General features: G+C 60.1%; 26 protein-coding genes. 15 read left to right on the forward strand and 11 right to left on the reverse strand.

What is annotated here, in order from left to right; all coding sequences use genetic code 11:
• Window positions 1–123 precede the first annotated feature (123 nt).
• Window positions 124–1,374, forward strand: coding sequence for an enterobactin transporter EntS (gene entS / locus AC6I7Z_RS16750; protein WP_497815022.1), 1,251 nt, complete (start codon window positions 124–126; stop codon window positions 1,372–1,374).
• Here entS and fepB read toward each other — a convergent pair.
• Window positions 1,369–2,334, reverse strand: a complete 966-nt coding sequence (gene fepB, locus AC6I7Z_RS16755) for a Fe2+-enterobactin ABC transporter substrate-binding protein (protein ID WP_497815023.1) — start codon at window positions 2,332–2,334, stop codon at window positions 1,369–1,371. The two genes, entS and fepB, sit on opposite strands and share 6 nt — an antisense overlap.
• A 177-nt stretch (window positions 2,335–2,511) precedes the next feature.
• Between fepB and AC6I7Z_RS16760 the strand changes: the two genes are divergently transcribed.
• The 5 genes from AC6I7Z_RS16760 to AC6I7Z_RS16780 are packed head-to-tail and all read left to right on the forward strand — an operon-like array spanning window position 2,512 to window position 7,364.
• Window positions 2,512–3,690, forward strand: a complete 1,179-nt coding sequence (locus tag AC6I7Z_RS16760) for an isochorismate synthase (RefSeq protein WP_048784695.1) — start codon at window positions 2,512–2,514, stop codon at window positions 3,688–3,690.
• Window positions 3,691–3,700: 10 nt separating this feature from the next.
• Window positions 3,701–5,317, forward strand: a complete 1,617-nt coding sequence (locus tag AC6I7Z_RS16765) for a (2,3-dihydroxybenzoyl)adenylate synthase (RefSeq protein WP_497815024.1) — start codon at window positions 3,701–3,703, stop codon at window positions 5,315–5,317.
• 17 nt (window positions 5,318–5,334) lie between these two features.
• A complete protein-coding gene (locus tag AC6I7Z_RS16770) occupies window positions 5,335–6,186 on the forward strand; it encodes an isochorismatase family protein (protein ID WP_497815025.1) in 852 nt (283 codons plus the stop codon).
• A complete protein-coding gene (gene dhbA / locus AC6I7Z_RS16775) occupies window positions 6,186–6,944 on the forward strand; it encodes a 2,3-dihydro-2,3-dihydroxybenzoate dehydrogenase (RefSeq protein ID WP_497815026.1) in 759 nt (252 codons plus the stop codon). The genes AC6I7Z_RS16770 and dhbA overlap by 1 nt, the downstream gene beginning before the upstream one ends.
• A 3-nt stretch (window positions 6,945–6,947) precedes the next feature.
• Complete coding sequence (locus AC6I7Z_RS16780; protein WP_497815027.1) at window positions 6,948–7,364, forward strand: hotdog fold thioesterase; 417 nt, start codon at window positions 6,948–6,950, stop codon at window positions 7,362–7,364.
• 39 nt (window positions 7,365–7,403) lie between these two features.
• Here the strand turns inward: AC6I7Z_RS16780 and cgtA are convergent, their stop codons facing one another.
• The 3 genes from cgtA to rplU form a co-directional block, all read right to left on the reverse strand.
• Window positions 7,404–8,576 (reverse strand): Obg family GTPase CgtA, encoded by a 1,173-nt coding sequence (gene cgtA / locus AC6I7Z_RS16785; protein WP_497815028.1) that lies wholly within the window; start codon window positions 8,574–8,576, stop codon window positions 7,404–7,406.
• A gap of 229 nt (window positions 8,577–8,805) precedes the next feature.
• Window positions 8,806–9,063 (reverse strand): 50S ribosomal protein L27, encoded by a 258-nt coding sequence (gene rpmA / locus AC6I7Z_RS16790; RefSeq protein WP_006121751.1) that lies wholly within the window; start codon window positions 9,061–9,063, stop codon window positions 8,806–8,808.
• Window positions 9,064–9,078: 15 nt separating this feature from the next.
• Window positions 9,079–9,390, reverse strand: coding sequence for a 50S ribosomal protein L21 (gene rplU / locus AC6I7Z_RS16795; RefSeq protein WP_033749281.1), 312 nt, complete (start codon window positions 9,388–9,390; stop codon window positions 9,079–9,081).
• 256 nt (window positions 9,391–9,646) lie between these two features.
• Between rplU and ispB the strand changes: the two genes are divergently transcribed.
• Both ispB and AC6I7Z_RS16805 read left to right on the forward strand, forming a co-directional pair.
• Entirely contained in the window at window positions 9,647–10,618 is a 972-nt protein-coding gene (gene ispB / locus AC6I7Z_RS16800; RefSeq protein ID WP_497815029.1) for an octaprenyl diphosphate synthase, read from the forward strand.
• A 246-nt stretch (window positions 10,619–10,864) separates the two neighbouring features.
• Window positions 10,865–11,167: a helix-turn-helix domain-containing protein gene (locus tag AC6I7Z_RS16805; protein WP_497815030.1), complete on the forward strand. Its 303-nt coding sequence runs from the start codon at window positions 10,865–10,867 to the stop codon at window positions 11,165–11,167.
• Window positions 11,168–11,230: 63 nt separating this feature from the next.
• Here the strand turns inward: AC6I7Z_RS16805 and murA are convergent, their stop codons facing one another.
• From murA to mlaF, 7 genes are all read right to left on the reverse strand, one after another.
• Window positions 11,231–12,490 (reverse strand): UDP-N-acetylglucosamine 1-carboxyvinyltransferase, encoded by a 1,260-nt coding sequence (gene murA, locus AC6I7Z_RS16810; protein WP_033749278.1) that lies wholly within the window; start codon window positions 12,488–12,490, stop codon window positions 11,231–11,233.
• Window positions 12,491–12,556: 66 nt separating this feature from the next.
• Window positions 12,557–12,814, reverse strand: coding sequence for a BolA family iron metabolism protein IbaG (ibaG, locus tag AC6I7Z_RS16815; protein ID WP_033749277.1), 258 nt, complete (start codon window positions 12,812–12,814; stop codon window positions 12,557–12,559).
• 115 nt (window positions 12,815–12,929) lie between these two features.
• Window positions 12,930–13,235, reverse strand: a complete 306-nt coding sequence (mlaB, locus tag AC6I7Z_RS16820) for a lipid asymmetry maintenance protein MlaB (protein ID WP_033749276.1) — start codon at window positions 13,233–13,235, stop codon at window positions 12,930–12,932.
• A gap of 2 nt (window positions 13,236–13,237) precedes the next feature.
• The gene (gene mlaC / locus AC6I7Z_RS16825) at window positions 13,238–13,870 is read right to left on the reverse strand and encodes a phospholipid-binding protein MlaC (RefSeq protein ID WP_033749275.1); all 633 of its coding nucleotides are present in this window, start codon (window positions 13,868–13,870) and stop codon (window positions 13,238–13,240) included.
• 13 nt (window positions 13,871–13,883) lie between these two features.
• Window positions 13,884–14,429: an outer membrane lipid asymmetry maintenance protein MlaD gene (gene mlaD, locus AC6I7Z_RS16830; RefSeq protein WP_497815031.1), complete on the reverse strand. Its 546-nt coding sequence runs from the start codon at window positions 14,427–14,429 to the stop codon at window positions 13,884–13,886.
• A 4-nt stretch (window positions 14,430–14,433) separates the two neighbouring features.
• Window positions 14,434–15,216, reverse strand: a complete 783-nt coding sequence (gene mlaE, locus AC6I7Z_RS16835; RefSeq protein ID WP_033749272.1) for a lipid asymmetry maintenance ABC transporter permease subunit MlaE — start codon at window positions 15,214–15,216, stop codon at window positions 14,434–14,436.
• Between the two features lie 4 nt (window positions 15,217–15,220).
• Window positions 15,221–16,036 carry a phospholipid ABC transporter ATP-binding protein MlaF gene (mlaF, locus tag AC6I7Z_RS16840; protein WP_033749271.1) on the reverse strand — a complete coding sequence of 272 codons (816 nt, stop codon included), beginning with the start codon at window positions 16,034–16,036 and terminating at the stop codon, window positions 15,221–15,223.
• A 225-nt stretch (window positions 16,037–16,261) separates the two neighbouring features.
• Between mlaF and AC6I7Z_RS16845 the strand changes: the two genes are divergently transcribed.
• From AC6I7Z_RS16845 to rpoN, 7 genes are read left to right on the forward strand one after another with little or no spacing between them, the layout of a single operon-like run.
• A complete protein-coding gene (locus tag AC6I7Z_RS16845; protein WP_497815032.1) occupies window positions 16,262–17,242 on the forward strand; it encodes a calcium/sodium antiporter in 981 nt (326 codons plus the stop codon).
• 17 nt (window positions 17,243–17,259) lie between these two features.
• The gene (gene kdsD, locus AC6I7Z_RS16850; protein ID WP_497815033.1) at window positions 17,260–18,246 is read left to right on the forward strand and encodes an arabinose-5-phosphate isomerase KdsD; all 987 of its coding nucleotides are present in this window, start codon (window positions 17,260–17,262) and stop codon (window positions 18,244–18,246) included.
• A gap of 13 nt (window positions 18,247–18,259) precedes the next feature.
• Window positions 18,260–18,826 carry a 3-deoxy-manno-octulosonate-8-phosphatase KdsC gene (gene kdsC, locus AC6I7Z_RS16855; RefSeq protein ID WP_048784680.1) on the forward strand — a complete coding sequence of 189 codons (567 nt, stop codon included), beginning with the start codon at window positions 18,260–18,262 and terminating at the stop codon, window positions 18,824–18,826.
• On the forward strand, window positions 18,823–19,401 hold the full coding sequence (lptC, locus tag AC6I7Z_RS16860; protein ID WP_497815034.1) for an LPS export ABC transporter periplasmic protein LptC: 579 nt from the start codon (window positions 18,823–18,825) through the stop codon (window positions 19,399–19,401). Before kdsC ends, lptC begins: the two co-directional genes overlap by 4 nt.
• Window positions 19,370–19,918 carry a lipopolysaccharide ABC transporter substrate-binding protein LptA gene (gene lptA, locus AC6I7Z_RS16865; protein WP_033749266.1) on the forward strand — a complete coding sequence of 183 codons (549 nt, stop codon included), beginning with the start codon at window positions 19,370–19,372 and terminating at the stop codon, window positions 19,916–19,918. The genes lptC and lptA overlap by 32 nt, the downstream gene beginning before the upstream one ends.
• A gap of 5 nt (window positions 19,919–19,923) precedes the next feature.
• Window positions 19,924–20,649 (forward strand): LPS export ABC transporter ATP-binding protein, encoded by a 726-nt coding sequence (gene lptB / locus AC6I7Z_RS16870; RefSeq protein ID WP_033749265.1) that lies wholly within the window; start codon window positions 19,924–19,926, stop codon window positions 20,647–20,649.
• A gap of 47 nt (window positions 20,650–20,696) precedes the next feature.
• Window positions 20,697–22,130: an RNA polymerase factor sigma-54 gene (gene rpoN / locus AC6I7Z_RS16875; protein ID WP_497815035.1), complete on the forward strand. Its 1,434-nt coding sequence runs from the start codon at window positions 20,697–20,699 to the stop codon at window positions 22,128–22,130.
• Window positions 22,131–22,148 lie beyond the last annotated feature (18 nt).

A 22,148-nucleotide genomic window follows, 5' to 3' on the forward strand; every position in this document is an offset into this window, starting at 1 on the left:
TCACTGACGCAGCGAACGCGTCAATTTGATAATGATACTTGTTATCGTTATTACTCGTATTTTTGTATGTTACCATGATTCGCCTCGACCATCGCGAGGAAAACCGCAGCAAAAGGCGAAGCAATGAACAAACCCTCCCATCTCATCGACCTCAGCCTGTTGAAGACGCATTCCGCTTTTCGCGCCGTCTTTATCGCCCGTTTTATCTCTATCGTCGCGCTTGGCATGCTGGCGATTGCCGTGCCGGTGCAGATCCAGCAGCTGACCCGCTCGCCCGCGCTGGTCGGGCTGGCGGTGACCCTGGCGGGCGCGGGCATGTTCGTCGGACTGCTGACCGGCGGCGTGCTGGCGGATCGCTACGAGCGCAAACGGCTGATCCTGATCGCGCGGTCTACCTGCGGCCTCGGCTTCGTCGCGCTGGCGGTTAACGCCTCGCTGCCGACGCCATCGGTCAGCGCGGTCTTTTTGCTCGGCCTGTGGGACGGCTTCTTCGGCGCGATTGGCGTGACGGCGCTGCTGGCGGCGACGCCGGCGCTGGTGGGACGCGAAAACCTGATGCAGGCGGGCGCGATTACCATGCTGACGGTGCGCTTCGGCGCCATTCTCTCGCCCGCCGTCGGCGGTCTGGTGCTGGCGCACGGCGGCGCGGCGTGGAATTACGGCCTCGCCGCGCTCGGCACGCTGCTCACCGTGCTGACCCTGCTGCGGCTGCCCGTGATGCCGCCGCCACCGCAGCCGCGCGAGCATCCGCTGCGGGCGCTCGCCAGCGGCGTACAGTTCTTGTTTGCCGCGCCGCTGGTCGGCATGGCGGCGCTGATCGGCGCGCTGGTCACCCTGGCGAGCGCGGTGCGCGTGCTCTATCCGGCGCTGGCGCCGCACTGGCAGGTCAGCCTCGATGAGCTGGGCCTGATGTACGCCGCCGTGCCGCTCGGCGCGGCGCTGGGCGCGCTCACCAGCGGACGGCTGGCGCAGACGCCGCAGCCTGGCAAAGTGATGTTAGCCAGCGCCGTCGCCGCTTTCCTCGCGCTTGGCGCCTTCAGCCTGATGCCGCAGTTCGCCCTCGGGCTCGCCTGCCTGGCGGCGTTCGGCTACTTCAGCGCCGTTAACAGCCTGGTGCAGTACCAGCTGATTCAGTCGCTGACGCCCGATGCGCTGCTGGGACGCATCAACAGCCTGTGGACGGCGCAGAACGTCACCGGCGATGCGATCGGCGCGGCGATGATCGGCGCGCTGGGGTCATGGCTGCTGCCGCAGCAGGCCGCCGCGCTGTTCGGCTTCGGCGCGGCGCTGCTGGGCGGCGTGATGTGGATGCTGATGGCGAAGCTGCGACGCTATCAACCGCCAGCGCCGACGCTGGCGGAAGAGGCGTTATGATTTAACGAACAGCTGCTCCAGACGCGCCAGCAGATGGCTGGCGCTGTAGTAATCAAGACGGAAAGTGTCGGCGCCCAGCGCGTAAACCTGCTGCTGCTTCACCGCCGCGGTTTGCGCCAGGAACGGATTCTGCATCAGCTGTTTCGCGCCTTGCTCCTCCGCGGCGAACAGCAGGAAGCTGTTGCCGTTCAGGCCGCTGGCGACGTTCTCGCCGGAGAGCTGAATAATATCTTTGCGCTGGCCCATGCTGTGCGTCTGCTGTAGATCCGCAGGCGGCACGGCGAGCGTAAAGCCGAGCTGCTCCAGCAGCTTGCCCTGCGCTGATTCGCGCGTCCACAGGTTCACCGCGCGGCCGCCGCCGTTAAACACCATCGCGGAAACCGGCTGCGGCGGCAGCGTGATTTTCTGCTTCAGCGCCGCCTCTTGCGCATCGAACGCCTTTACGCGCGCCGCCGCCTCCGCCTCGTGGCCGGTCGCTTCACCGAGCAGCGTCACCAGCTGCTGCCAGCTTTTATCGTCATAGTTCACCACCAGCGTCGGCGCGATAGCCGAGAACTGATCCACCAGCTTAAGCGCGGAGTCGTTGCCGGTCGCGCTGACGATAATCAGATCCGGCGCCTCGGCGGCCACCGCTTCGGCGCTCGGTTCGCCGATATAGAGCCGCTTAAGATGTTTACGCTTTGCGACGTCGCTCCACTGACGGAAAAAGCCCTGCTCGTCCGCCAGACGGCTGCCCGGCGCGGTCGCCCCGCTGGCGATGACCGGCGCGTCGATCGCCAGCAGCGAGCCAGTCAGGGTGACGCTGGTGGAGACGATGCGCTGCGGCGCTTTTTCCAGCGTGACGCTGCCGCTGGCGCCTTGCAGCGTGCGCGGCCAGCCTTCCTCGGCATGCGCGTCAGAATTAGCCAGGACGGTGACGAAGGCCAGCGCCGCCACCGTGGTAAAAATCCGCTTAAACATAAGATTCAGCCCACCTTTTACTGAAAGACAACCTTCTGTCGCCCTTACGCATCACGCTGAGATCGCGCGCTCAATGCCGCGAATTTATTGACACTCCAGCCTAATCAACGTAGGTTACAGAACCACAATACAAATGATAATCATTATTAGTTATCTTATCATTTATAGGTGAAAATTATGGTGGAAACGTTGACGTTTGGAAATCCCCTGCTGGAGGATTTCTCCGCGCTGTGCCGGGGATTTATCTTCACATCCCCGTGGCGCAGTATCGCTACGCAAGGCTGCTACACCACGATCGCCACGCCGGCGACCGATGGCGACGCGCTGAACGGCGACTTTCAACAGCAGCTGCGACGCCACTTCGCATCCGCAAAAAAACAGGGCATCGCCCATCCGATCCTGGTCGGCGCCATCCCCTTCGACGTCACGCAGCCCGCCGCGCTGTTTATTCCGGAATCGCATCAGGTCTTTAACCGCGCCGATCTTCAGGCTGCGCTGCCCGCCGTTCAGGCGCCGCTGCCGCAGGTGCGCCGCCGCGCCGCTATGCCGGAGCACGATGTGTTTACCGCCATGGTGGCAGAGGCCGTGGCCGCTACGCAGCGCGGCGAGCTGGATAAAGTCGTGCTGTCGCGCCTGATGGATATCGTGACGGAGCAGCCGGTCGATATCGCCGCGCTGATGCAGCGCATCGTGGCGCAGAACCCAAACAGCTATCACTTTCATCTGCCGCTGCCGCAGGGCGGTTCGCTGGTCGGCGCCAGCCCGGAGCTGATGCTGCGCAAAGCGGGGCGTGATTTTAGCTCCTGCCCGCTGGCCGGCTCCGCGCGACGCGACGCCGACGCGCAGCGCGACAGGGCCGCGGGCGACGCCCTGATGCAATCGGCGAAAGATCGCCACGAGCACAAGCTGGTGACCGACGCGATGCGCGAGGTGCTGCAGCCGCGCAGCCGCCTGCTCTCGGTGCCCGCTACCCCTTCTCTGCTGACCACCGCCACGCTGTGGCATCTGGCGACGCAGATCGACGGCGAAGCGCTCGACGAGCAGGAGAACGCGCTGTCGCTCGCCTGTCTGCTGCATCCGACGCCGGCGCTGAGCGGCTTCCCGCACAGGCGCGCGCAGCAGCTGATCCAGACGCTGGAGCCGTTCGATCGCCGTCTGTTCGGCGGCATCGTCGGCTGGTGCGACGAGCAGGGCAACGGCGAATGGGTCGTCACTATCCGCTGCGGCACCGTGCATGGCGCGCGGGTGCGCCTGTTCGCCGGCGCGGGCATCGTGGCGGATTCGCAACCGGAATCAGAATGGCGCGAGACCGGTGTCAAACTCGACACCATGCTGCGCGCTTTTGGACTGCAATAAAGGAAATACCATGTCGATCCCTTACCATCGCTGGCCAGACGATCTGGCGGCACGCTACCGCGAGAAAGGCTACTGGCTGGATGTGCCGATGACCGATATCCTGGCGCGTCATGAAAACAGCGACGCCATCGCCGTTATTGAAGGCGATCTGCGGCTGAGCTACCGTCAGCTGGCGCAGCGCAGCGACAACCTCGCTGCCGCGCTACAGCGCCGCGGATTGAAAAACGGCGACACCGCGCTGGTGCAGCTCGGCAACGTCGCCGACTTCTACGTCACCGTTTTCGCCCTGTTCAAGCTGGGCGTCGCCTCGGTCTACGCGCTGTTCAGCCACCAGCGCACCGAGCTGCAGGCCTACGCCGCGCAGATCGAACCTGCGCTGCTGATCGCCGATCGCCGCCATGCATTGTTCGCCGACGACAGTTTTGTCGACGCGCTGCGCGCCGCGCAGCCGTCGCTGCGGCAGGCGATCCTGCGCAACGACAGCCAGCCGGAAAACAGCCTGGAAGCGCTGATGGCCGAAGGCGCGGGCGATTTCCAGCCGACGCCGACCGCCGCCGACGAAGTCGCCTTTTTCCAGCTCTCCGGCGGCAGCACCGGCACGCCGAAGCTGATTCCGCGCACCCACAACGACTACTACTACAGCATCCGCGCCAGCGACGAGATCTGCGCGGTCACCGCCGACACGCGTTATCTGATCGCCCTGCCCGCGCCGCATAACTTTGCGATGAGTTCCCCCGGCGCGCTCGGCGTCTTCTACGCGGGCGGCCAGGTGATTCTGGCCGAGGATCCCAGCGCGACCAACTGTTTCCCGCTGATCGAAAAGCACAAGGTTACCGACACCGGCCTGGTGCCGCCCGCCGTCAGCCTGTGGCTGCAGGCGATTCAGGAATGGGGCAGCAACCAGGCGCTGGCGTCGCTGCAGCGGATGCAGGTCGGCGGCGCCAAACTGGGCGAAACGCTGGCGGCACGCATTCAGAGCGAGATCGGCTGCCGGCTGCAGCAGGTGTTCGGCATGGCGGAAGGGCTGGTGAACTACACCCGGTTCGACGACGACGAGCGCACCATTCTCACGACTCAGGGCCGCCCGATTTCGCCGGATGATGAGGTCTGGGTAGCCGACGAGAACGGCGATCCGCTGCCGACCGGCGCCATCGGCCGCCTGATGACGCGCGGCCCCTATACCTTCCGCGGCTACTACAAAAGCCCGGAGCACAACGCCGCCAGCTTCGACGCCGACGGCTTTTACTGCTCGGGCGATCTGATCGAGATTAACCCGCAGGGCTACATCACCGTGCAGGGGCGCGAGAAAGATCAGATCAACCGCGGCGGCGAAAAGATCGCTGCCGAGGAGATCGAAAACCTGCTGCAGCGCCATGCAGATGTGATCCATGCGGCGCTGGTGTCGATGCAGGACGAGCTGATGGGCGAAAAAAGCTGCGCCTTTATCGTGGCGCGCCAGCCGCTCAAGCCGGTGGCGCTGCGCCGCCATCTGCGCGAGCTGGGCGTCGCCGAATATAAACTGCCCGATCGCATTACCTGCGTGGATGAACTGCCGCTGACGCCCGTCGGCAAAGTAGACAAAAAACGCCTGCGCCAACAGCTTGCCGATCAACCAGCGCAAGCCTGACCTGTTCCGGAGATTTTATGGCTATTCCAAAACTGACCTCATATTCGCTGCCCGCCGCCGCCGAGCTGCCCGCCAACAAGGTGAAATGGACGCTGGAGCCGCAGCGCGCCGCCCTGCTGATTCACGATATGCAGGCTTACTTTCTTAACTTCTGGGGCGAAAACAGCCCGCTGGTTAATCAGGTCGTGGAGAACATCGCCCGCCTGCGCGCCTGGTGCAAGTCGCAGGGCATCCCGGTGTTCTATACCGCGCAGCCCAACCAGCAGAGCGATGAAGATCGCGCGCTGCTGAACGATATGTGGGGGCCGGGCCTGAACAAGCATCCCGAGCAGCAGAAGATTGTCGACGCGCTGGCGCCCGACGCCGAGGATCAGGTGCTGACCAAGTGGCGCTACAGCGCCTTTGTCCGCTCGCCGCTGGAGTCGATTCTGCAGGAGATGGGACGCGATCAGCTGATTATCACCGGCGTGTACGCCCACATCGGCTGTCTCACCACCGCGACCGATGCCTTTATGCGCAACATCCAGCCCTTTATGGTGGCGGATGCGCTGGCGGACTTTAGCCGCGAGGAACATATGATGGCGCTGACCTATACCGCCGGACGCAGCGGCAAAGTGGTGATGACCGCAGATTTGATGCCGCTGCCGCTCAGCAAGGACGATCTGCGCGCGCTGGTGCTGCCGCTGCTGGAAGATGACGACGTGCCGGAAGATGATGAGAACCTGATCGACTACGGTCTCGACTCCGTGCGCATGATGGCGCTGGCGGCGCGCTGGCGGCAGGCGCACGGCGATATCGACTTCGTCAGCCTGGCGAAAAACCCCACCATCGACGGCTGGTGGGCGCTGCTGTCACGGGAGCCTGCCTAATGAGCCAGCGCTTCGACTTCAGCGGTAAACAGGTCTGGGTGACCGGCGCAGGCCAGGGCATCGGCTACCACACCGCGCTCGCGTTTCACGCCGCGGGCGCGCAGGTGCAGGGCTTCGATCTGCGCTTTCACGACATCGACTACCCTTTCGCCTGCCATACGCTCGACGTGGCCGATGCCGGACAGGTGAAAACGGCGTGCCAGCGTCTGCTGGCGCAGCAGCCGCGCCTCGACGTGCTGGTGAACGGCGCGGGCATCCTGCGTATCGGCGCGACTGACGAGATCTCCGCCGCGGATTTCCAGGCCTGTCTGGCGGTCAACGTCGGCGGCGCCTTCAATATGTTTCAGCAGACGCTGCCGGTGTTTCGCCAGCAGCGTGCAGGCGCCATCGTCTCTATCGCCTCTAACTCGGCGCACGCGCCGCGCATCGGCATGTCGGCCTACGGCGCCTCGAAAGCCGCGCTGCGCAGCCTGACTCTGACGGTCGGCCTGGAGATGGCGCCCTATGGCGTGCGCTGCAATATCGTTTCGCCCGGCTCGACCGATACCGAGATGCAGCGCAGCCTGTGGCATACGCCGACCGCCGAGCAGGAGATGATCGACGGCTTCCCGGATCAATATAAGCTGGGGATCCCGCTGCGGAAGATCGCCACGCCGCAGGAGATCGCCCACAACGTGCTGTTCCTCGCCTCCGATCTTGCCAGCCACGTTGCGCTGCAGGATATCGTGGTGGACGGCGGCGCGACGCTGGGAGCCTGACCGATGGCGATCTGGAAACGCGAGACCGATCTCGACGCGCTGAACGCTATCGGTGAGAACTCGCTGGTGGCGCATATCGGCATTCGCTTTACCGCCATCGGCGACGATTACCTGGAAGCGGTTATGCCGGTCGATGCGCGGACCCATCAGCCCTTCGGCCTGCTGCACGGCGGCGCGTCGGTGGTGCTGGCGGAGTCGATGGGCTCGATCGCCGGCTATCTCTGCACCGAAGAGGGCAAAAGCGTGGTGGGCATTGAGGTGAACGCCAGCCATCACCGCGCGGTCTCCAGCGGCGAAGTGCGCGGCACCTGCCGCCCGCTGCATATCGGCTCACGCAATCAGGTGTGGCAGATTGACATCCGCAACGCGCGCGGCCAGCTCTGCTGCTCGTCGCGCCTGACGGTGGCGGTGCTGGGGTAACGAAAAAGGGACAGCTTTCGCTGTCCCTTTTCTCCGGCATTAACGCTGGTAGATGATTTCGACGCCTTCGTCGTCATCCTCGTCCCAGTCGTCATCCCACTCTTCATCTTCTTCTTCAACCACGCTTTCCATCGTTTCACGGTGGTAATCATCCCACATGAACTCGACTTTCTCGGGTTTCTTCTCTTCTTCTTCCGCTTCTTTCGGGTTGGCGTTGATGAAGCTCATCACGTCCCAGCAAAGATCCTGCACGCCCTGACGGCTTGCCGCGGAGATCAGATAATATTTCTCTTCCCAGCCCAGCGCTTCGGCAATCGCTTTGGCGCGCGCCTGCGCTTCCTCTTCGCCGATGACGTCGATTTTATTGAACACCAGCCAGCGCGGCTTGTTGAACAGCTTGTCGCTGTACTTCTCCAGCTCGCCGAGGATGATGCGGGCGTTTTCCACCGGATCGGACTCGTCGATCGGCGCGATATCGATCAGGTGCAGCAGCACGCGGCAGCGCTCAAGGTGCTTCAGGAATCGAATGCCGAGGCCAGCGCCGTCGGCGGCGCCTTCAATCAGGCCCGGAATATCGGCGACAACGAAGCTCTGCTCGCTGTCCATGCGCACTACGCCCAGACTCGGCACCAGCGTGGTAAACGGATAATCCGCCACTTTCGGCTTGGCCGCAGAGACGGCGCGGATAAAGGTCGATTTACCGGCGTTCGGCAGGCCCAGCATGCCGACGTCAGCCAGCAGCATCAGCTCCAGCTGCAAATCGCGCTTCTCGCCCGGCGTTCCCATGGTTTTCTGACGCGGGGTGCGGTTTACCGAGGATTTAAAGCGCGTGTTGCCCAGGCCGTGCCAGCCGCCTTTGGCGACCATCAGCTTCTGCTCGTGACGCGTCATATCGCCCAGCGTTTCGCCGGTGCCCTGATCGATCACGCGCGTGCCGACCGGCACCTTAACGATAATGTCCTGACCGCGTTTGCCGGTGCAGTCGCGGCTCTGGCCGTTCTGACCGCGTTCGGCGCGGAAGGATTTCTCAAAGCGGTAGTCAATCAGGGTATTCAGGTTCTCGTCGGCAACCAGATAGACATCGCCGCCGTCGCCGCCGTCGCCGCCGTCCGGACCGCCTTTCGGAATATATTTTTCACGGCGGAAGCTGACGCAGCCATTGCCGCCGTCGCCGGCAACCACCAGGATTGTCGCTTCATCAACAAACTTCATTTTCTTTCTCCGTCACACAATCGTCCGCGCGCCCTTCAGGGCTGCGGACGGGTCCGCCAGGGTCTGTCTGCGCTGACCGGCGGCGGATAAATCAGGACTGATTTGCATCAGGCGTACATAAAGTGTACAGCAATACAGAACGACAGGTCGCAGAATGTAAAAAGCCCCGCAATGGCTGCGGGGCTTTTATTCGTGCGTTCAGACAGTCGCTGTCTGCGTCACGACAACCTTACTCAGCAACGATGCTGATGTATTTACGGTTGTTCGGACCTTTCACTTCGAATTTAACTTTGCCGTCTGCGGTAGCGAACAGGGTGTGGTCACGACCACAACCTACGTTGTTACCGGCGTGGAATTTAGTGCCACGCTGACGAACGATGATGCTACCTGCCAGAACAGATTCGCCACCGAAACGTTTTACACCCAGACGTTTTGCATTGGAGTCACGACCGTTACGAGTCGAGCCACCAGCCTTTTTATGTGCCATTTGTCAGATCTCCTCTTAAGCGCTGATGCCAGTGATTTTCACATCAGTGAACCACTGACGGTGGCCAGCCTGCTTACGGTAGTGCTTACGACGACGAAACTTAACGATTTTAACTTTCTCGCCACGACCGTGAGCAACGATTTCAGCTTTGATAACGCCGCCTGAAACCAGTGGCGCGCCGATTTTCACGTCTTCGCCATTTGCGATCATCAGCACCTGGTCAAACTCAATGGTTTCACCGGTTGCGATGTCCAGCTTTTCCAGGCGAACGGTCTGACCTTCGCTTACTCGGTGTTGTTTACCACCACTTTGGAAAACCGCGTACATATAAAACTCCGCTTCTGCGCATGCCTTTTGTTCATCAGGCGGCGCGATAAATATTCACAATAGGGCGCGAATTCTACGCAAATCTCCAGCAGAAGACAAGAGCACTTTGCACTCTCTTGCAGAAAAAAAACACAGGCCGATCGCAAACGTTCCTCATCCGGAAAATTCAAGTACAATCAGTAACAGATTACCTGAACTCAGGCTGGTTAAAGCACGTACCATAAGCCGTTGAAACGAGTCAAAGCTGAACAGACGAATGAACTTAGAACAAATTAATGAATTAACCGCGCAGGATATGGCGGCCGTCAACCAGACCATCCTTGACCAGCTGAATTCCGAGGTCTCGCTGATTAATCAGCTTGGCTATTACATCATCAGCGGCGGTGGCAAGCGCATCCGCCCGATGATCGCCGTGCTTTCGGCACGCGCGCTGGGCTACCAGGGCGATCTGCACGTCATTAACGCGGCGCTGATCGAATTTATCCACACCGCGACGCTGCTGCATGACGACGTGGTGGATGAATCCGATATGCGTCGCGGCAAAGCCACCGCTAACGCGGCGTTCGGCAATGCGGCCAGCGTGCTGGTCGGCGACTTTATCTATACGCGCGCCTTCCAGATGATGACCAGCATGGGCTCGCTGCGCATTCTGGCGCTGATGTCCGAAGCGGTGAACGTGATTGCCGAAGGCGAAGTGCTGCAGCTGATGAACGTCAACGATCCCGATATCACCGAAGAGAGCTACATGCGCGTGATTTACAGCAAAACCGCGCGTTTGTTCGAGGCCGCTTCGCAGGCATCCGCTATTCTCGCCGACGCCACGCCGGCACAGGAGAAAGCGATGCAGGATTACGGACGCTTTCTCGGCACCGCTTTCCAGTTAATCGACGATCTGCTCGACTACAGCGCCGACGGCGCCACGCTGGGCAAAAATACCGGCGACGATCTGAGCGAAGGCAAACCGACGCTGCCGCTGCTGCATGCGATGCATAACGGCACGCCGGAGCAGACGAAGATGATCCGCGAGGCGATCGAACAGGGCAACGGCCGTCATCTGCTCGAACCGGTACTGGACGCCATGCAGCAGTGCGGTTCACTGGAGTGGACGCGCAAACGCGCCGAGCAGGAAGCGGATAAAGCCATCGCGGCACTCAGCGTGCTGCCGGAATCGCCCTGGCGCAGCGCGCTCGAAGCGCTGGCGCATATGTCCGTCCAGCGCGACTTCTGATCTTCTTTCGGAGCTGCCAGCGCAGCTCCGCCGTTATCCCCCCTCTCCGCTTCACTTTTTTAGAAACGCATCTTTGCTGTTGCTGCGCTTTTGCGTAGCGACGCGCACTTCTCGCGGCTGGACCAAAAATTACTGGAAACAAAAAGAAATTATCTGGTATAAAAATTCCATTAATTTCCAGATAAGAGAAAAATAAAGTCCCTTTGCACAGGGAATATTTCACGCAAGGAACAAGGAGAATGCGATATGCAAAAAAGGAGTGAAGACTGGCATCCCGCCGATATCATTGCCGCGCTGCGTAGACGCGGCACGACGCTGGCGGCATTATCGCGCCAGGCGGGATTGAGTTCATCCACATTGGCGAATGCTCTTTCGCGTCCCTGGCCGAAAGGAGAATGGCTGATTGCGGAAGCGATTGAGGTTCATCCCGCCGAGATCTGGCCAAGCCGCTACTACGATCCGCACACGCACCTGCTGCTGGATCGTAAAAAGCGTATTCGATCTCCTGCAGAGCACGAGAAGCTTAAGCAGGATCCCGCCAGCGCCTGAGGATCGGCAGGCAAAAAAAAACCAGCCGCGCTGCCGTGGCTGGTTTTCTTATTCACGCTGCGTTTATTCAGCGCTTACGCGTTCAATCTGCGCGCCCATCGCCTTCAGCTTGTCTTCGATGTGCTCATAGCCGCGATCGATATGGTAGATGCGATCCACCAGCGTCGTGCCTTCGGCGATGCAGCCAGCCAGCACCAGGCTTGCCGACGCCCGCAGATCGGTCGCCATCACCTGCGCGCCAGAGAGTTTTTCCACGCCGTGGCAGATAGCGGTATTGCTCTCGATTTCCGCGTGTGCGCCCATACGGATCAGCTCCGGAATGTGCATAAAGCGGTTTTCGAAAATGGTTTCGGTGATGACGCCCGTGCCTTCCGCCACCAGATTAAGCAGGGTGAACTGCGCCTGCATGTCCGTTGGGAAGCCCGGGTGTGGCGCCGTGCGCACGTTGACCGCTTTAGGGCGTTTGCCGTGCATGTCCAGGCTAATCCAGTCGTCGCCGGTTTCGATGTCGGCGCCCGCGTCGCGCAGCTTCGCCAGTACGGCGTCCAGCGTGTCCGGCTGGGTGTTGTGACACAGCACTTTGCCGCCTGAGATCGCCGCTGCCACCAGGAAGGTGCCGGTTTCGATGCGGTCCGGCAGGACGCGATAGACGCCGCCGCCCAGACGCTCAACGCCTTCGATGGTGATCTTGTCAGTGCCTGCGCCGCTGATCTTCGCGCCCAGCGTAATCAGGAAGTTGGCCGTATCGACAATTTCCGGTTCGCGCGCTGCGTTCTCGATAATGGTGACGCCGGTAGCCAGCGTCGCCGCGCTCATGATGGTCACGGTCGCGCCTACGCTTACTTTATCCATCACGATATGCGCGCCTTTCAGGCGGCCGTCGACGGAAGCCTTAACGTAGCCCTCTTCCAGCTTGATCTCGGCGCCCAGCTGCTCCAGGCCCGTAATATGCAGATCGACCGGACGCGCGCCGATGGCGCAGCCGCCCGGCAGAGAAACCTGGCCCTGACCGAAGCGCGCCACCAGTGGGCCCAGCGCCCAGATAGAAGCGCGCATGGTTTTCACCAAATCGTACGGCGCGCAGTAAATATCGACCTTGCTGGCGTCGACGTGGACAGAGCCGTTGCGCTCAACCTTCGCACCCAGCTGGCTCAGCAGCTTCATTGTGGTATCGATATCGCGCAGCTTCGGCACGTTCTGGATCTCGACCGGCTCTTCAGCCAGCAGCGCAGCAAACAGGATCGGCAGCGCGGCGTTTTTCGCCCCAGAAATGGTGACTTCACCACTCAGACGGGTGGGGCCTTGCACACGAAATTTGTCCATTAACACGGCTCTCAATTAACTAAAGACGGGAATAGCTCGCCAGCGGCGAGCGCCCATGATGAAGGCTCAGAAACCGTTGAGTTTACGGTCGCGCGCCCATTCAGCAGGGGTATAAGTTTTAATGGAGACGGCATGAATGCGATTGTCGGCAATGTATTCCATCAGCGGCGCGTAAACGGCCTGCTGTTTTTTCACGCGGCTCAGCTCGCCAAACATTTCACCTACGGCAATTACCTGAAAGTGGCTGCCGTCGTTGCTCATCACGTGGACTTCGTCCAGCGGCAGCGCTTTCATCAGCACGGCCTGAATTTCACTGTTTTCCATTGCTCATTACTTAAGTTGTAAAGAATAAAGGGTGACATCTTAGAGGAAAGCGGCGGACTCTTAAACATGCAAAAGCCCCTGCCAGAAACAGGGGCTTAGAAGAGTGAGAAAGCGCTCAGCTGCTTTTTTCCGCAGAAACAATAATCTGCTGAAGATTGTAGAGAGTGATCAGCGACTGCAATTTCTCGCTGATGCCGCTAAAACGCGGCGTAACGCCCTGAGCGCGGGCGATTTCACGCAGGTGCACCAGCAGCGCCAGACCGGCCGAGTCGACGCGCGCCAGTCCCGAAACGTCGATAATCTCTGCTTTGTCGATCAGCGTGTCGCGCTGCTGCCACAGCGCCAGCAGCGTATCGCGGTTCAGTTCGCCGTACAGCGACAGCGTGCTGGCGTCACGCTGCCAGCGTAATGACTCATGCATCGTTACTGTTTATCCAGCGTAATCGGCTGCGCCGCATAGGTTTTAAGCTGCGCGGTCAGGCCGTCGATGCCTTTGGTGCGCAGCAGATCGCTCCACTCGTTTTGTTTGGTGGTGATCATGCTGACGCCTTCCGCCACCATGTCATACGCCTGCCAGTTGCCGCTCTGGCTGTTCTTACGCCACTGGAAATCGAGGCGTACCGGCGGGCGGCCGTTGGGATCGATAATGGTTACGCGAATGGCGATGATTTTGGCATCGCCCAGCGGCTGTTCCGGCTGGATCTGATAGGTCTGGCCGTGATAGAGCGCCAGCGCCTGGCCGTAAGCCTGCGCCAGATAGTCGCCGAAGGCGTTGAAGTAGGCTTCGCGCTGCGCCGGCGTCGCCTCGCGGTAGTAGCGGCCGAGCACTAATGCGCCGGCATACTTGATCTGCACGTAGGGCAGCAGCTCCTGACGCACGACGTCGCGCAGGTAGTTGGGGTTCTGCTTAATCTTCGGCTGTTCGTTTTTCAGGCGCGTAAAGGTCTTCGCCGCCGCTTCGTTCATCAGCTTATAGGGGTTGGTTTGATCGGCTGCATTCGCCGCGGCCAGCGGCGCGATGACCAGCATGGCGACCATCAGTAAACGTTTAAACATCGATTTTTACCTCTCAGGGTTGGGCCGGGGCCGCAGGCGCGTTCTCTTCGCTCTGCGGATCCTTGTTATCCGTATCGTTCTTATTGTCGCCGCCGCTCTTATACAGGAACTGACCAATCAGGTCCTCCAGCACGATCGCCGATTTGGTATCGCGGAGCGTGTCGCCGTCTTTCAACATCGCCGAGCCCAGCTCGGGATCGTCAAAGCCTAAATTCAACGCTAAAAACTGCTCGCCGAGTAAGCCCTGCGTGCGGATCGCCAGCGAGCTGGTGTCGGAAATCTTGTCGGCGTACTCGTCGCTGATCGCCATAGTGACGCGCGGCAGCAGCGTTTTAGGTTCAAGGGAGATGTCGGTGACGCGGCCGATCACCACGCCGCCGATTTTAACCGGCGAGCTGACTTTCAGGCCGCCGATATTATCGAAGGTGGCGTAAAGCTGCCAGGTCGGCTGCGTGCCGAGCGACTTAAGATCCGCCACGCGCAGGCAGAGAAACAGCATCGCCACCAGCGCCAGAAGCATAAACACGCCAACCCAAATTTCGCTTTTTTTGCTTTGCATTGCATTAGTTCCCAAACATCAGTGCTGTCAGCACAAAATCCAGACCGAGCACCGCCAGCGAGGCGTGCACCACGGTGCGCGTCGTCGCGCGGCTAATCCCTTCAGAGGTCGGAATCGCGTCGTAACCGTTAAACAGCGCGATCCAGGTGACCGTCACGGCAAAAACGGCGCTTTTAATAATGCAGTTGATTACGTCAGTGCGAAAATCGACCGCGTTTTGCATCGCCGACCAGAAAAAGCCGGGGTCGATGCCCTTCCAGCTCACGCCGACCAGCGCGCCGCCAGCGATGCCGACGGCGGTAAAAATCAGCGTCAGCAGCGGCATGCTGATAAAGCCCGCCCAGAAGCGCGGCGAGACGACGCGGCGCAGCGGATCGACCGCCATCATCTCCATGCTGGAGAGCTGTTCGGTCGCCTTCATCAGGCCAATCTCCGCCGTCAGCGCCGATCCGGCGCGGCCAGCGAACAGTAGCGCGGTCACGACCGGCCCCAGCTCGCGCAGCAGCGACAGCGCCACCAGCATGCCGAGACTGGTTTCCGCGCTGTAGGTGGTCAGCACCAGATAGCCTTGCAGCCCCAGCACCATGCCGATAAACAGTCCGGACACCACGATAATCAACAGCGATAAGACGCCGACGCTGTAAAGCTGTTTGATCAGCAGCGGCGTGTGTTTACGAAAGGCGGGTTTCCCTACCAGCGCGTGAAACAGCATTAAGCCTGCCCGACCGAAGGTGGAACAGGTATTGATTCCCCGGCGTCCTAATGACGCCAGCGCCTTTAACAACATTGGCTTACACTCTCCCTGAGCCGGTTAAGTCGGCAAGATAGTCTCCGGCGGCAAACCGGAACGGGACAGGTCCGTCCGCAATCCCATCCAGAAACTGACGCACGCGCGGGTCGGGGTTTTGCCGCAGTTCCGGCGTGCTGCCCTGCGCAATGATTTTCTGACCGGCCACGATATAGGCCCTGTCGGCGATGCTCAGCACCTCCGGCACGTCGTGCGACACCACAATGCAGGTGAGGCCCAGCGAATGGTTCAGCTCGTCGATCAGCTTGACCAGCACGCCCATGGTAATGGGATCCTGGCCGACAAAAGGTTCGTCGAACATGATGAGCTCCGGCTCGAGCGCGATAGCGCGCGCCAGCGCGGCGCGGCGCGCCATGCCGCCGGAAAGCTCTGCGGGCTTCAGCTGCGCCGCGCCGCGCAGCCCCACCGCTTCCAGCTTCATCATCACCGTGCTGTGCAGCAGCGCCGCAGGCAGCTGCGTATGCTCGCGCAGCGGCCAGGCCACGTTTTCATATACCGTCAGATCGGTGAACAGCGCGCCGGACTGGAACAGCATGCTCATCTTTTTACGGGTTTCATAAAGCTTCGCGCGGGACAAGCTGGGAATATTTTCGCCGCGAAACCAGATCTCGCCCCGATCGGGCTGCAGCTGGCCGCCGATCAGGCGCAGCAGCGTGGTTTTGCCTATGCCCGACGGCCCCATAATGGCCGTGACTTTTCCCTTTGGCACCGTCAGCGAAATATCGTCGAAAATCGGACGATCGCCGCGTGTAAAACTGACGCCACGAACCTCAACCAGGTTCGTTTCCTGTTGGTCCATTATTACCTCTTCTGTGGATCGGGCGTTATAAAGCCTACGATGGTAGCCTGTAACGCGCCAGTTCACGATAGCATTACAGAAACTTACTGCGTTCATTTGGCGAAAGCGGGCATAAAATTTACTTTTGCCGCTCAGACGGTCAAAATCAGCGCCTGTTTCTGATGACAGAACCTGAAACCTGCTGCACAAGACGTGTCGGCAATGCATTTCATCCAAGGATTTTTCATGTTCGTAGCCGCTGCCCTGCTGATCGTTGGTTTGATTTTACTGGCTTATGGCGCCGATCGCCTGGTGTTTAGCGCCGCGATACTGTGTCGATCCTTTGGCATCCCGCCGCTGATTATCGGCATGACGGTCGTTAGCATCGGCACCTCACTGCCAGAGATGATCCTCTCTTTTTCAGCGGCGCAGCATGGTCAGATGGATCTCGCCGTCGGCACCGCGCTGGGCTCCAATATTACCAATATTTTACTGATACTCGGCGGCGCGGCGCTGCTGCACCCTCTGAACATATACTCCAACCTGATCCGGCGTGAGCTGCCGCTGATGCTGCTGGTCTCGCTGCTCAGCGGCCTGATGCTGTTCGATAACTACCTGAGCCGCCTTGACGGCCTCGGCCTGATCGCCATCGCCATCGCCTATCTGCTGGTGGCGATCCGCTTTGCGCGCCGCGCCGAGCGGGACAATAGCGATACCCTGACGCGCGAACAGCTCGCGGAGCTGCCGCGCGAAGAGAGCGGCAACACGGTCGCCTTTCTCTGGCTGGCGGTCGCGCTGATTATTTTGCCCATGGCGACGCGCATGGTGATCGACAACGCCACCACCTTTGCCGATTATTTCGGCGTCAGCGAGCTGGTGATGGGCGCCACGCTGATCGCGGTGGGCACCAGTCTGCCGGAGCTGGCGACGGTGCTGGCGGGCGCGCTGAAAGGCGAAGACGATATCGCCATCGGCAATCTTATCGGCGCCAACATTTATAATATCGCCATCGTGCTGGGCTTACCGGCGCTGATCAACCCTGGTAGCGTGGATGAGCACGCCTTCGCGCGCGATTACTGGGTCATGCTGGCCGTCAGCGCGCTGTTCGCCCTGCTCTGCCTGCAGCGCCGCCGCCGCATCGGGCGCGCCGCAGGCGCTTTCTTACTCTGTGGTTTCATCGTCTGGGGCGCGCTGTTGTGGATGCAGCCCGCTTTCCTCGACGGATAACAAAGGACCGATTTGCCATGTCAACTCAGCTTTCAAACGCGAACTTCGACTTTCAGACGGCGGGAAAAGCGGTACTGCGCATCGAGCGTGAAGGTCTGGAGCAGCTGGACCAGTATATTAACGACGACTTTACCCGCGCCTGCGAGATGATCTATCGCTGCCAGGGCAAAGTCGTGGTGATGGGCATGGGCAAGTCGGGCCATATCGGCAAGAAGATGGCCGCCACCTTCGCCAGCACCGGCACGCCCGCCTTTTTCGTGCATCCGGGCGAAGCCAGCCACGGCGATTTGGGGATGGTCGGCCGCAGCGATGTGGTGCTCGCCATCTCTAACAGCGGCGAGTCCAACGAGATTCTGGCGCTGATCCCGGTGCTGAAGCGCCAGCATGTGCCGCTTATCTGCCTCACCAGCCGCCCCGACAGCGCCATGGGCCGCGCCGCCGACGTGCATCTGTGCGTAAAAGTGCCGCAGGAAGCCTGCCCGCTCGGGCTCGCCCCGACCAGCAGCACCACGGCGACGCTGGTAATGGGCGATGCGCTGGCGGTAGCGCTGCTGGAAGCGCGCGGCTTTACCGCAGAAGATTTCGCGCTGTCGCATCCGGGCGGCGCGCTGGGGCGCAAGCTGCTGCTGCACGTGAGCGACATTATGCACAGCGGCGACGAGATCCCGCACGTCACGCGCGACGCCTCGCTGCGCGACGCGCTGCTGGAGATTACGCGCAAAAATTTAGGGCTGACGGTGATCGTCGACGATCTGATGAAGATCGAAGGCATCTTTACCGACGGCGACCTGCGCCGCATCTTCGATATGGGCATCGACTTCCAGAAGGCGACTATCGCGGAGGTGATGACGCGCGGCGGCATTCGGGTCCGCCCCAATATGCTGGCGGTTGAGGCGCTGAACTTGATGCAAAACAAAAATATTACCGCTGTGCTGGTGGCCGATGACGATCGTCTGCTCGGTGTGGTACATATGCATGACATGCTGCGCGCCGGCGTAGTCTGAACAGGAAATGAGAATGTCGGTAAATACTTCCCTGGTGGAAACCTGCTACGGCCCGGTCAGCGCAGAGGTGATGGCGCGCGCCGGTCAGATCCGTCTGCTGATTTGCGACGTCGACGGCGTAATGTCGGACGGCGTGATCTATATGGGCAATAACGGCGAAGAGCTGAAAGCTTTTAACGTGCGCGACGGCTACGGCATCCGCTGTTTGCTAACCTCTGATATAGAAGTGGCGATTATTACCGGACGCAACGCGCGTCTGATGGAGGATCGCTGCAAAACCTTAGGCATTCGTCATCTTTACCAGGGACAGTCCGATAAGCTTTTGGCCTATCGCGAACTTCTGGATAAACTGTCGCTTTCCGATGAGCAGGTCGCCTACATCGGCGATGACCTAATCGACTGGCCGGTGATGGCCCGAGTAGGGTTGAGCGTGGCGGTAGCGGATGCGCATCCGGTGCTGCTGCCGCGCGCCCATTACGTGACGCGCATCGCAGGCGGACGCGGCGCAGTACGCGAACTGTGCGACCTGATTTTAATGGCGCAGAACAAATTTGAGGATGCCAAAGGGCAATCGGTATGAGTAAAAGCAGGCGTTGGATAACGCTGATTCTGGCCTTAATTGCGCTGGTATTGATCGGCTGGAACCTGACCAGCCAGGATGACAGCAGCGCGCCGGTCGCCGCCAACGATCAGGAACCGACCTACACCAGCGCGAATTCGAACACCGTGGTCTACAACCCGCAAGGGGCGCTGGCTTACAAACTGGTGTCCGATAAAGTGACCTATTTCGCGGCGGATGAAGTGAGCTGGTTCGACAAGCCGGTCATGACCACCTACGACGAAAATAAAGTGCCGACCTGGTCGGTGCGCGCCGATAAAGCCAAATTAACCAAAGATCGTATGCTTTATCTGTATGGCCACGTCGAGGTGAATACCCTGACGCAGGATTCGCAGCTGCAGCGCATCAAAACTGACAACGCGCAGGTCAATCTCGTCTCGCAGGACGTGACCTCCGACGATCAGGTTACCTTGTTCGGGCGCGGTTTTAACTCTACCGGCATGAAGATGCGCGGAAATTTACGGACGAAAAACGCCGAGTTGATTGAAAAGGTCAAAACTTATTATGAAATTCAAAATGCACAACAACAGCCTTAAGTTTTTCCTGGTCGGCGCTCTGCTGGCGGCCAGCTTGCCCGCGCTGGCGGTAACCGGCGACTCGGACAAACCCGTCAACATCGATTCCGAAAACCAGGCGCTGGACCTGCAAGGCAATGTGGCGACCTTTACCGGCAACGTTATCGTGACCCAGGGAACGATCAAAATCACCGCCGATAAAGTGGTGGTGACGCGTCCTGGCGGCGACAGCAATAAAACCATCGTGGACGCCTACGGCAATCCCGCCACCTTCTACCAGATGCAGGACAGCGGCAAGCCGGTTCAGGGCCACGCCGCTAAGCTGCACTATGAGCTGGCGAAAGATTTTGTTGAGCTGACCGGCAACGCCTATATCGAGCAGCAGGACAGCAATATCAAAGGCGACCGTATTACTTATCTGGTCAAAGAGCAGAAAATGCAGGCCTACAGTCAGGGTCAGAGCAAGCGCGTCACCACTGTGCTGGTGCCGTCGCAGCTGCAGGACAAGAACGCTAACAGCCCGAAAAAGAGTAACTGATCGCTATGGCCACTTTAATCGCAGAAAATCTGGCGAAGGCCTATAAAGGCCGTCGCGTGGTGGAAGATGTCAGCCTGCAGGTAAAATCGGGCGAGATCGTTGGCCTGCTCGGCCCTAACGGCGCGGGCAAGACCACCACCTTCTACATGGTCGTCGGCATCGTGCCGCGCGACGCGGGCCGTATCGTGATCGATGAGGATGATATCAGCATCCTGCCGCTGCACGCCCGCGCGCGTCGCGGCATCGGCTATTTGCCGCAGGAGGCGTCGATTTTCCGCCGTCTCAGCGTCTATGACAACCTGATGGCGGTGCTGCAAATTCGCGACGATCTCACCGAAGAGCAGCGTCAGGATCGCGCTAACGAGCTGATGGATGAGTTCCATATCGCCCATCTACGCGACAGCATGGGTCAGGCGCTGTCGGGCGGCGAGCGCCGCCGCGTCGAGATTGCGCGCGCGCTGGCCGCTAATCCTAAATTTATCCTGCTGGATGAGCCTTTCGCCGGCGTCGACCCCATCTCGGTTATCGATATTAAAAAAATCATCGAGCATCTGCGCGACAGCGGGCTTGGCGTGCTGATTACCGACCATAACGTACGTGAAACCCTGGCGGTTTGCGAACGCGCCTATATCGTCAGCCAGGGGCGTCTTATCGCTCACGGCACGCCGAATGAAATTCTTGAAGATGAGCAGGTTAAACGGGTTTATTTGGGCGAAGAGTTCAGACTCTGATAAGGTGTCGTTAATACGATGTTTGCTTAGGAAATCCCGTCCTGAATATGAAGCAAGGTTTGCAACTCAGGTTCAGCCAACAGCTGGCGATGACTCCACAGTTGCAGCAGGCCATTCGGCTGCTGCAACTCTCTACGCTTGAACTGCAGCAAGAGCTGCAGCTGGCGCTGGAGAGCAATCCGCTGCTGGAACAGGCTGAAGTGCATGAAGAGATCGACAGCCGCGATTATCAGGAAGATGAGGTGCTGGACACGCGCGAGGCGCTTGAACAGAAAGAGATGCCGGACGATTTGCCGCTCGACGCCACCTGGGACGAGATGTATACCGCTGGCACCCCTTCCGGCACCGGCACCGACTATCAGGACGACGAGCTGCCGGTCTATCAGGGCGAAACCACCCAGTCGCTGCAGGATTACCTGATGTGGCAGGTGGATTTAACGCCTTTTACCGATACCGATCGCGCGATCGCCACCTCGATCGTCGACGCCATCGACGATACCGGCTATCTCACCGTTTCGCTTGACGAGATCCTCGACAGCATGGGCGATGAAGAGCTGGCGCTGGATGAGGTCGAAGCGGTGCTGAAGCGCATTCAGCGCTTCGATCCGGTCGGCGTCGGCGCGCGCGACCTGCGCGACTGTCTGCTGGTGCAGCTTTCCCAGTTCGCGCCGACCACGCCGATGCTGGCCGAAGCGCGTCTGATCGTCAGCGAGCACCTCGACCTGCTGGCCAACCATGATTTCCGCAGCCTGATGCGCGTCACCCGTTTCAAAGAAGATGTGCTGAAAGAGGCGATGCTGCTCATTCAGTCGCTGGATCCGCGTCCTGGCCAGTCGGTGCAGACCGGCGAGCCGGAATATGTCATTCCCGACGTGCTGGTGCGCAAGGTCGGCAAGCGCTGGACGGTGGAGCTGAACGCCGATAGCGTGCCGCGTCTCAGGATCAATCAGCACTACGCCGCTATGGGCGGCGCAGCGCGCAATGACAGCGATAGTCAGTTTATCCGCAGCAACCTGCAGGAAGCGCGCTGGCTGATCAAAAGTCTGGAAAGCCGCAACGATACGCTGTTGAAAGTCACGCGCTGCATCGTCGAGCAGCAGCAGGCCTTTTTCGAGCAGGGCGAAGAGTTTATGCGTCCGATGGTGCTGGCGGATATCGCCCAGGCCGTGGATATGCATGAATCCACCATCTCTCGCGTGACCACGCAGAAATACCTGCACAGCCCGCGCGGCATCTTTGAACTTAAATATTTTTTCTCCAGCCACGTGAATACCGAAGGCGGCGGCGAAGCCTCTTCTACGGCGATCCGCGCGCTGGTGAAAAAATTAATCTCGGCGGAGAATCCCGCTAAACCCTTGAGTGACAGTAAGCTCACCACCATGTTATCTGAACAGGGCATCATGGTGGCGCGCCGGACCGTCGCTAAATATCGCGAGTCTTTATCTATCCCGCCCTCCAACCAGCGTAAACAGCTGGTTTGACCGAAATGAGAAGGAAGA

It is taken from the genome of Pantoea sp. X-Soil-MYKO-1289, assembly GCF_059730625.1.

Coding starts and splice junctions, on each gene's coding strand:
- kdsD (WP_497815033.1), top strand. CDS start 17,260: ATGTCAACTCAGCTTTCAAACGCGAACTTCGACTTTCAGACGGCGGGA.
- AC6I7Z_RS16765 (WP_497815024.1), top strand. CDS start 3,701: ATGTCGATCCCTTACCATCGCTGGCCAGACGATCTGGCGGCACGCTAC.
- AC6I7Z_RS16760 (WP_048784695.1), top strand. CDS start 2,512: ATGGTGGAAACGTTGACGTTTGGAAATCCCCTGCTGGAGGATTTCTCC.
- rpmA (WP_006121751.1), bottom strand. CDS start 9,063: ATGGCACATAAAAAGGCTGGTGGCTCGACTCGTAACGGTCGTGACTCC.
- lptC (WP_497815034.1), top strand. CDS start 18,823: ATGAGTAAAAGCAGGCGTTGGATAACGCTGATTCTGGCCTTAATTGCG.
- mlaF (WP_033749271.1), bottom strand. CDS start 16,036: ATGGACCAACAGGAAACGAACCTGGTTGAGGTTCGTGGCGTCAGTTTT.
- mlaD (WP_497815031.1), bottom strand. CDS start 14,429: ATGCAAAGCAAAAAAAGCGAAATTTGGGTTGGCGTGTTTATGCTTCTG.
- entS (WP_497815022.1), top strand. CDS start 124: ATGAACAAACCCTCCCATCTCATCGACCTCAGCCTGTTGAAGACGCAT.
- rpoN (WP_497815035.1), top strand. CDS start 20,697: ATGAAGCAAGGTTTGCAACTCAGGTTCAGCCAACAGCTGGCGATGACT.
- kdsC (WP_048784680.1), top strand. CDS start 18,260: ATGTCGGTAAATACTTCCCTGGTGGAAACCTGCTACGGCCCGGTCAGC.
- lptA (WP_033749266.1), top strand. CDS start 19,370: ATGAAATTCAAAATGCACAACAACAGCCTTAAGTTTTTCCTGGTCGGC.
- cgtA (WP_497815028.1), bottom strand. CDS start 8,576: ATGAAGTTTGTTGATGAAGCGACAATCCTGGTGGTTGCCGGCGACGGC.
- ispB (WP_497815029.1), top strand. CDS start 9,647: ATGAACTTAGAACAAATTAATGAATTAACCGCGCAGGATATGGCGGCC.
- mlaB (WP_033749276.1), bottom strand. CDS start 13,235: ATGCATGAGTCATTACGCTGGCAGCGTGACGCCAGCACGCTGTCGCTG.
- AC6I7Z_RS16845 (WP_497815032.1), top strand. CDS start 16,262: ATGTTCGTAGCCGCTGCCCTGCTGATCGTTGGTTTGATTTTACTGGCT.
- fepB (WP_497815023.1), bottom strand. CDS start 2,334: ATGTTTAAGCGGATTTTTACCACGGTGGCGGCGCTGGCCTTCGTCACC.
- dhbA (WP_497815026.1), top strand. CDS start 6,186: ATGAGCCAGCGCTTCGACTTCAGCGGTAAACAGGTCTGGGTGACCGGC.
- murA (WP_033749278.1), bottom strand. CDS start 12,490: ATGGACAAATTTCGTGTGCAAGGCCCCACCCGTCTGAGTGGTGAAGTC.
- mlaC (WP_033749275.1), bottom strand. CDS start 13,870: ATGTTTAAACGTTTACTGATGGTCGCCATGCTGGTCATCGCGCCGCTG.
- rplU (WP_033749281.1), bottom strand. CDS start 9,390: ATGTACGCGGTTTTCCAAAGTGGTGGTAAACAACACCGAGTAAGCGAA.
- AC6I7Z_RS16805 (WP_497815030.1), top strand. CDS start 10,865: ATGCAAAAAAGGAGTGAAGACTGGCATCCCGCCGATATCATTGCCGCG.
- AC6I7Z_RS16770 (WP_497815025.1), top strand. CDS start 5,335: ATGGCTATTCCAAAACTGACCTCATATTCGCTGCCCGCCGCCGCCGAG.
- ibaG (WP_033749277.1), bottom strand. CDS start 12,814: ATGGAAAACAGTGAAATTCAGGCCGTGCTGATGAAAGCGCTGCCGCTG.
- lptB (WP_033749265.1), top strand. CDS start 19,924: ATGGCCACTTTAATCGCAGAAAATCTGGCGAAGGCCTATAAAGGCCGT.
- AC6I7Z_RS16780 (WP_497815027.1), top strand. CDS start 6,948: ATGGCGATCTGGAAACGCGAGACCGATCTCGACGCGCTGAACGCTATC.
- mlaE (WP_033749272.1), bottom strand. CDS start 15,216: ATGTTGTTAAAGGCGCTGGCGTCATTAGGACGCCGGGGAATCAATACC.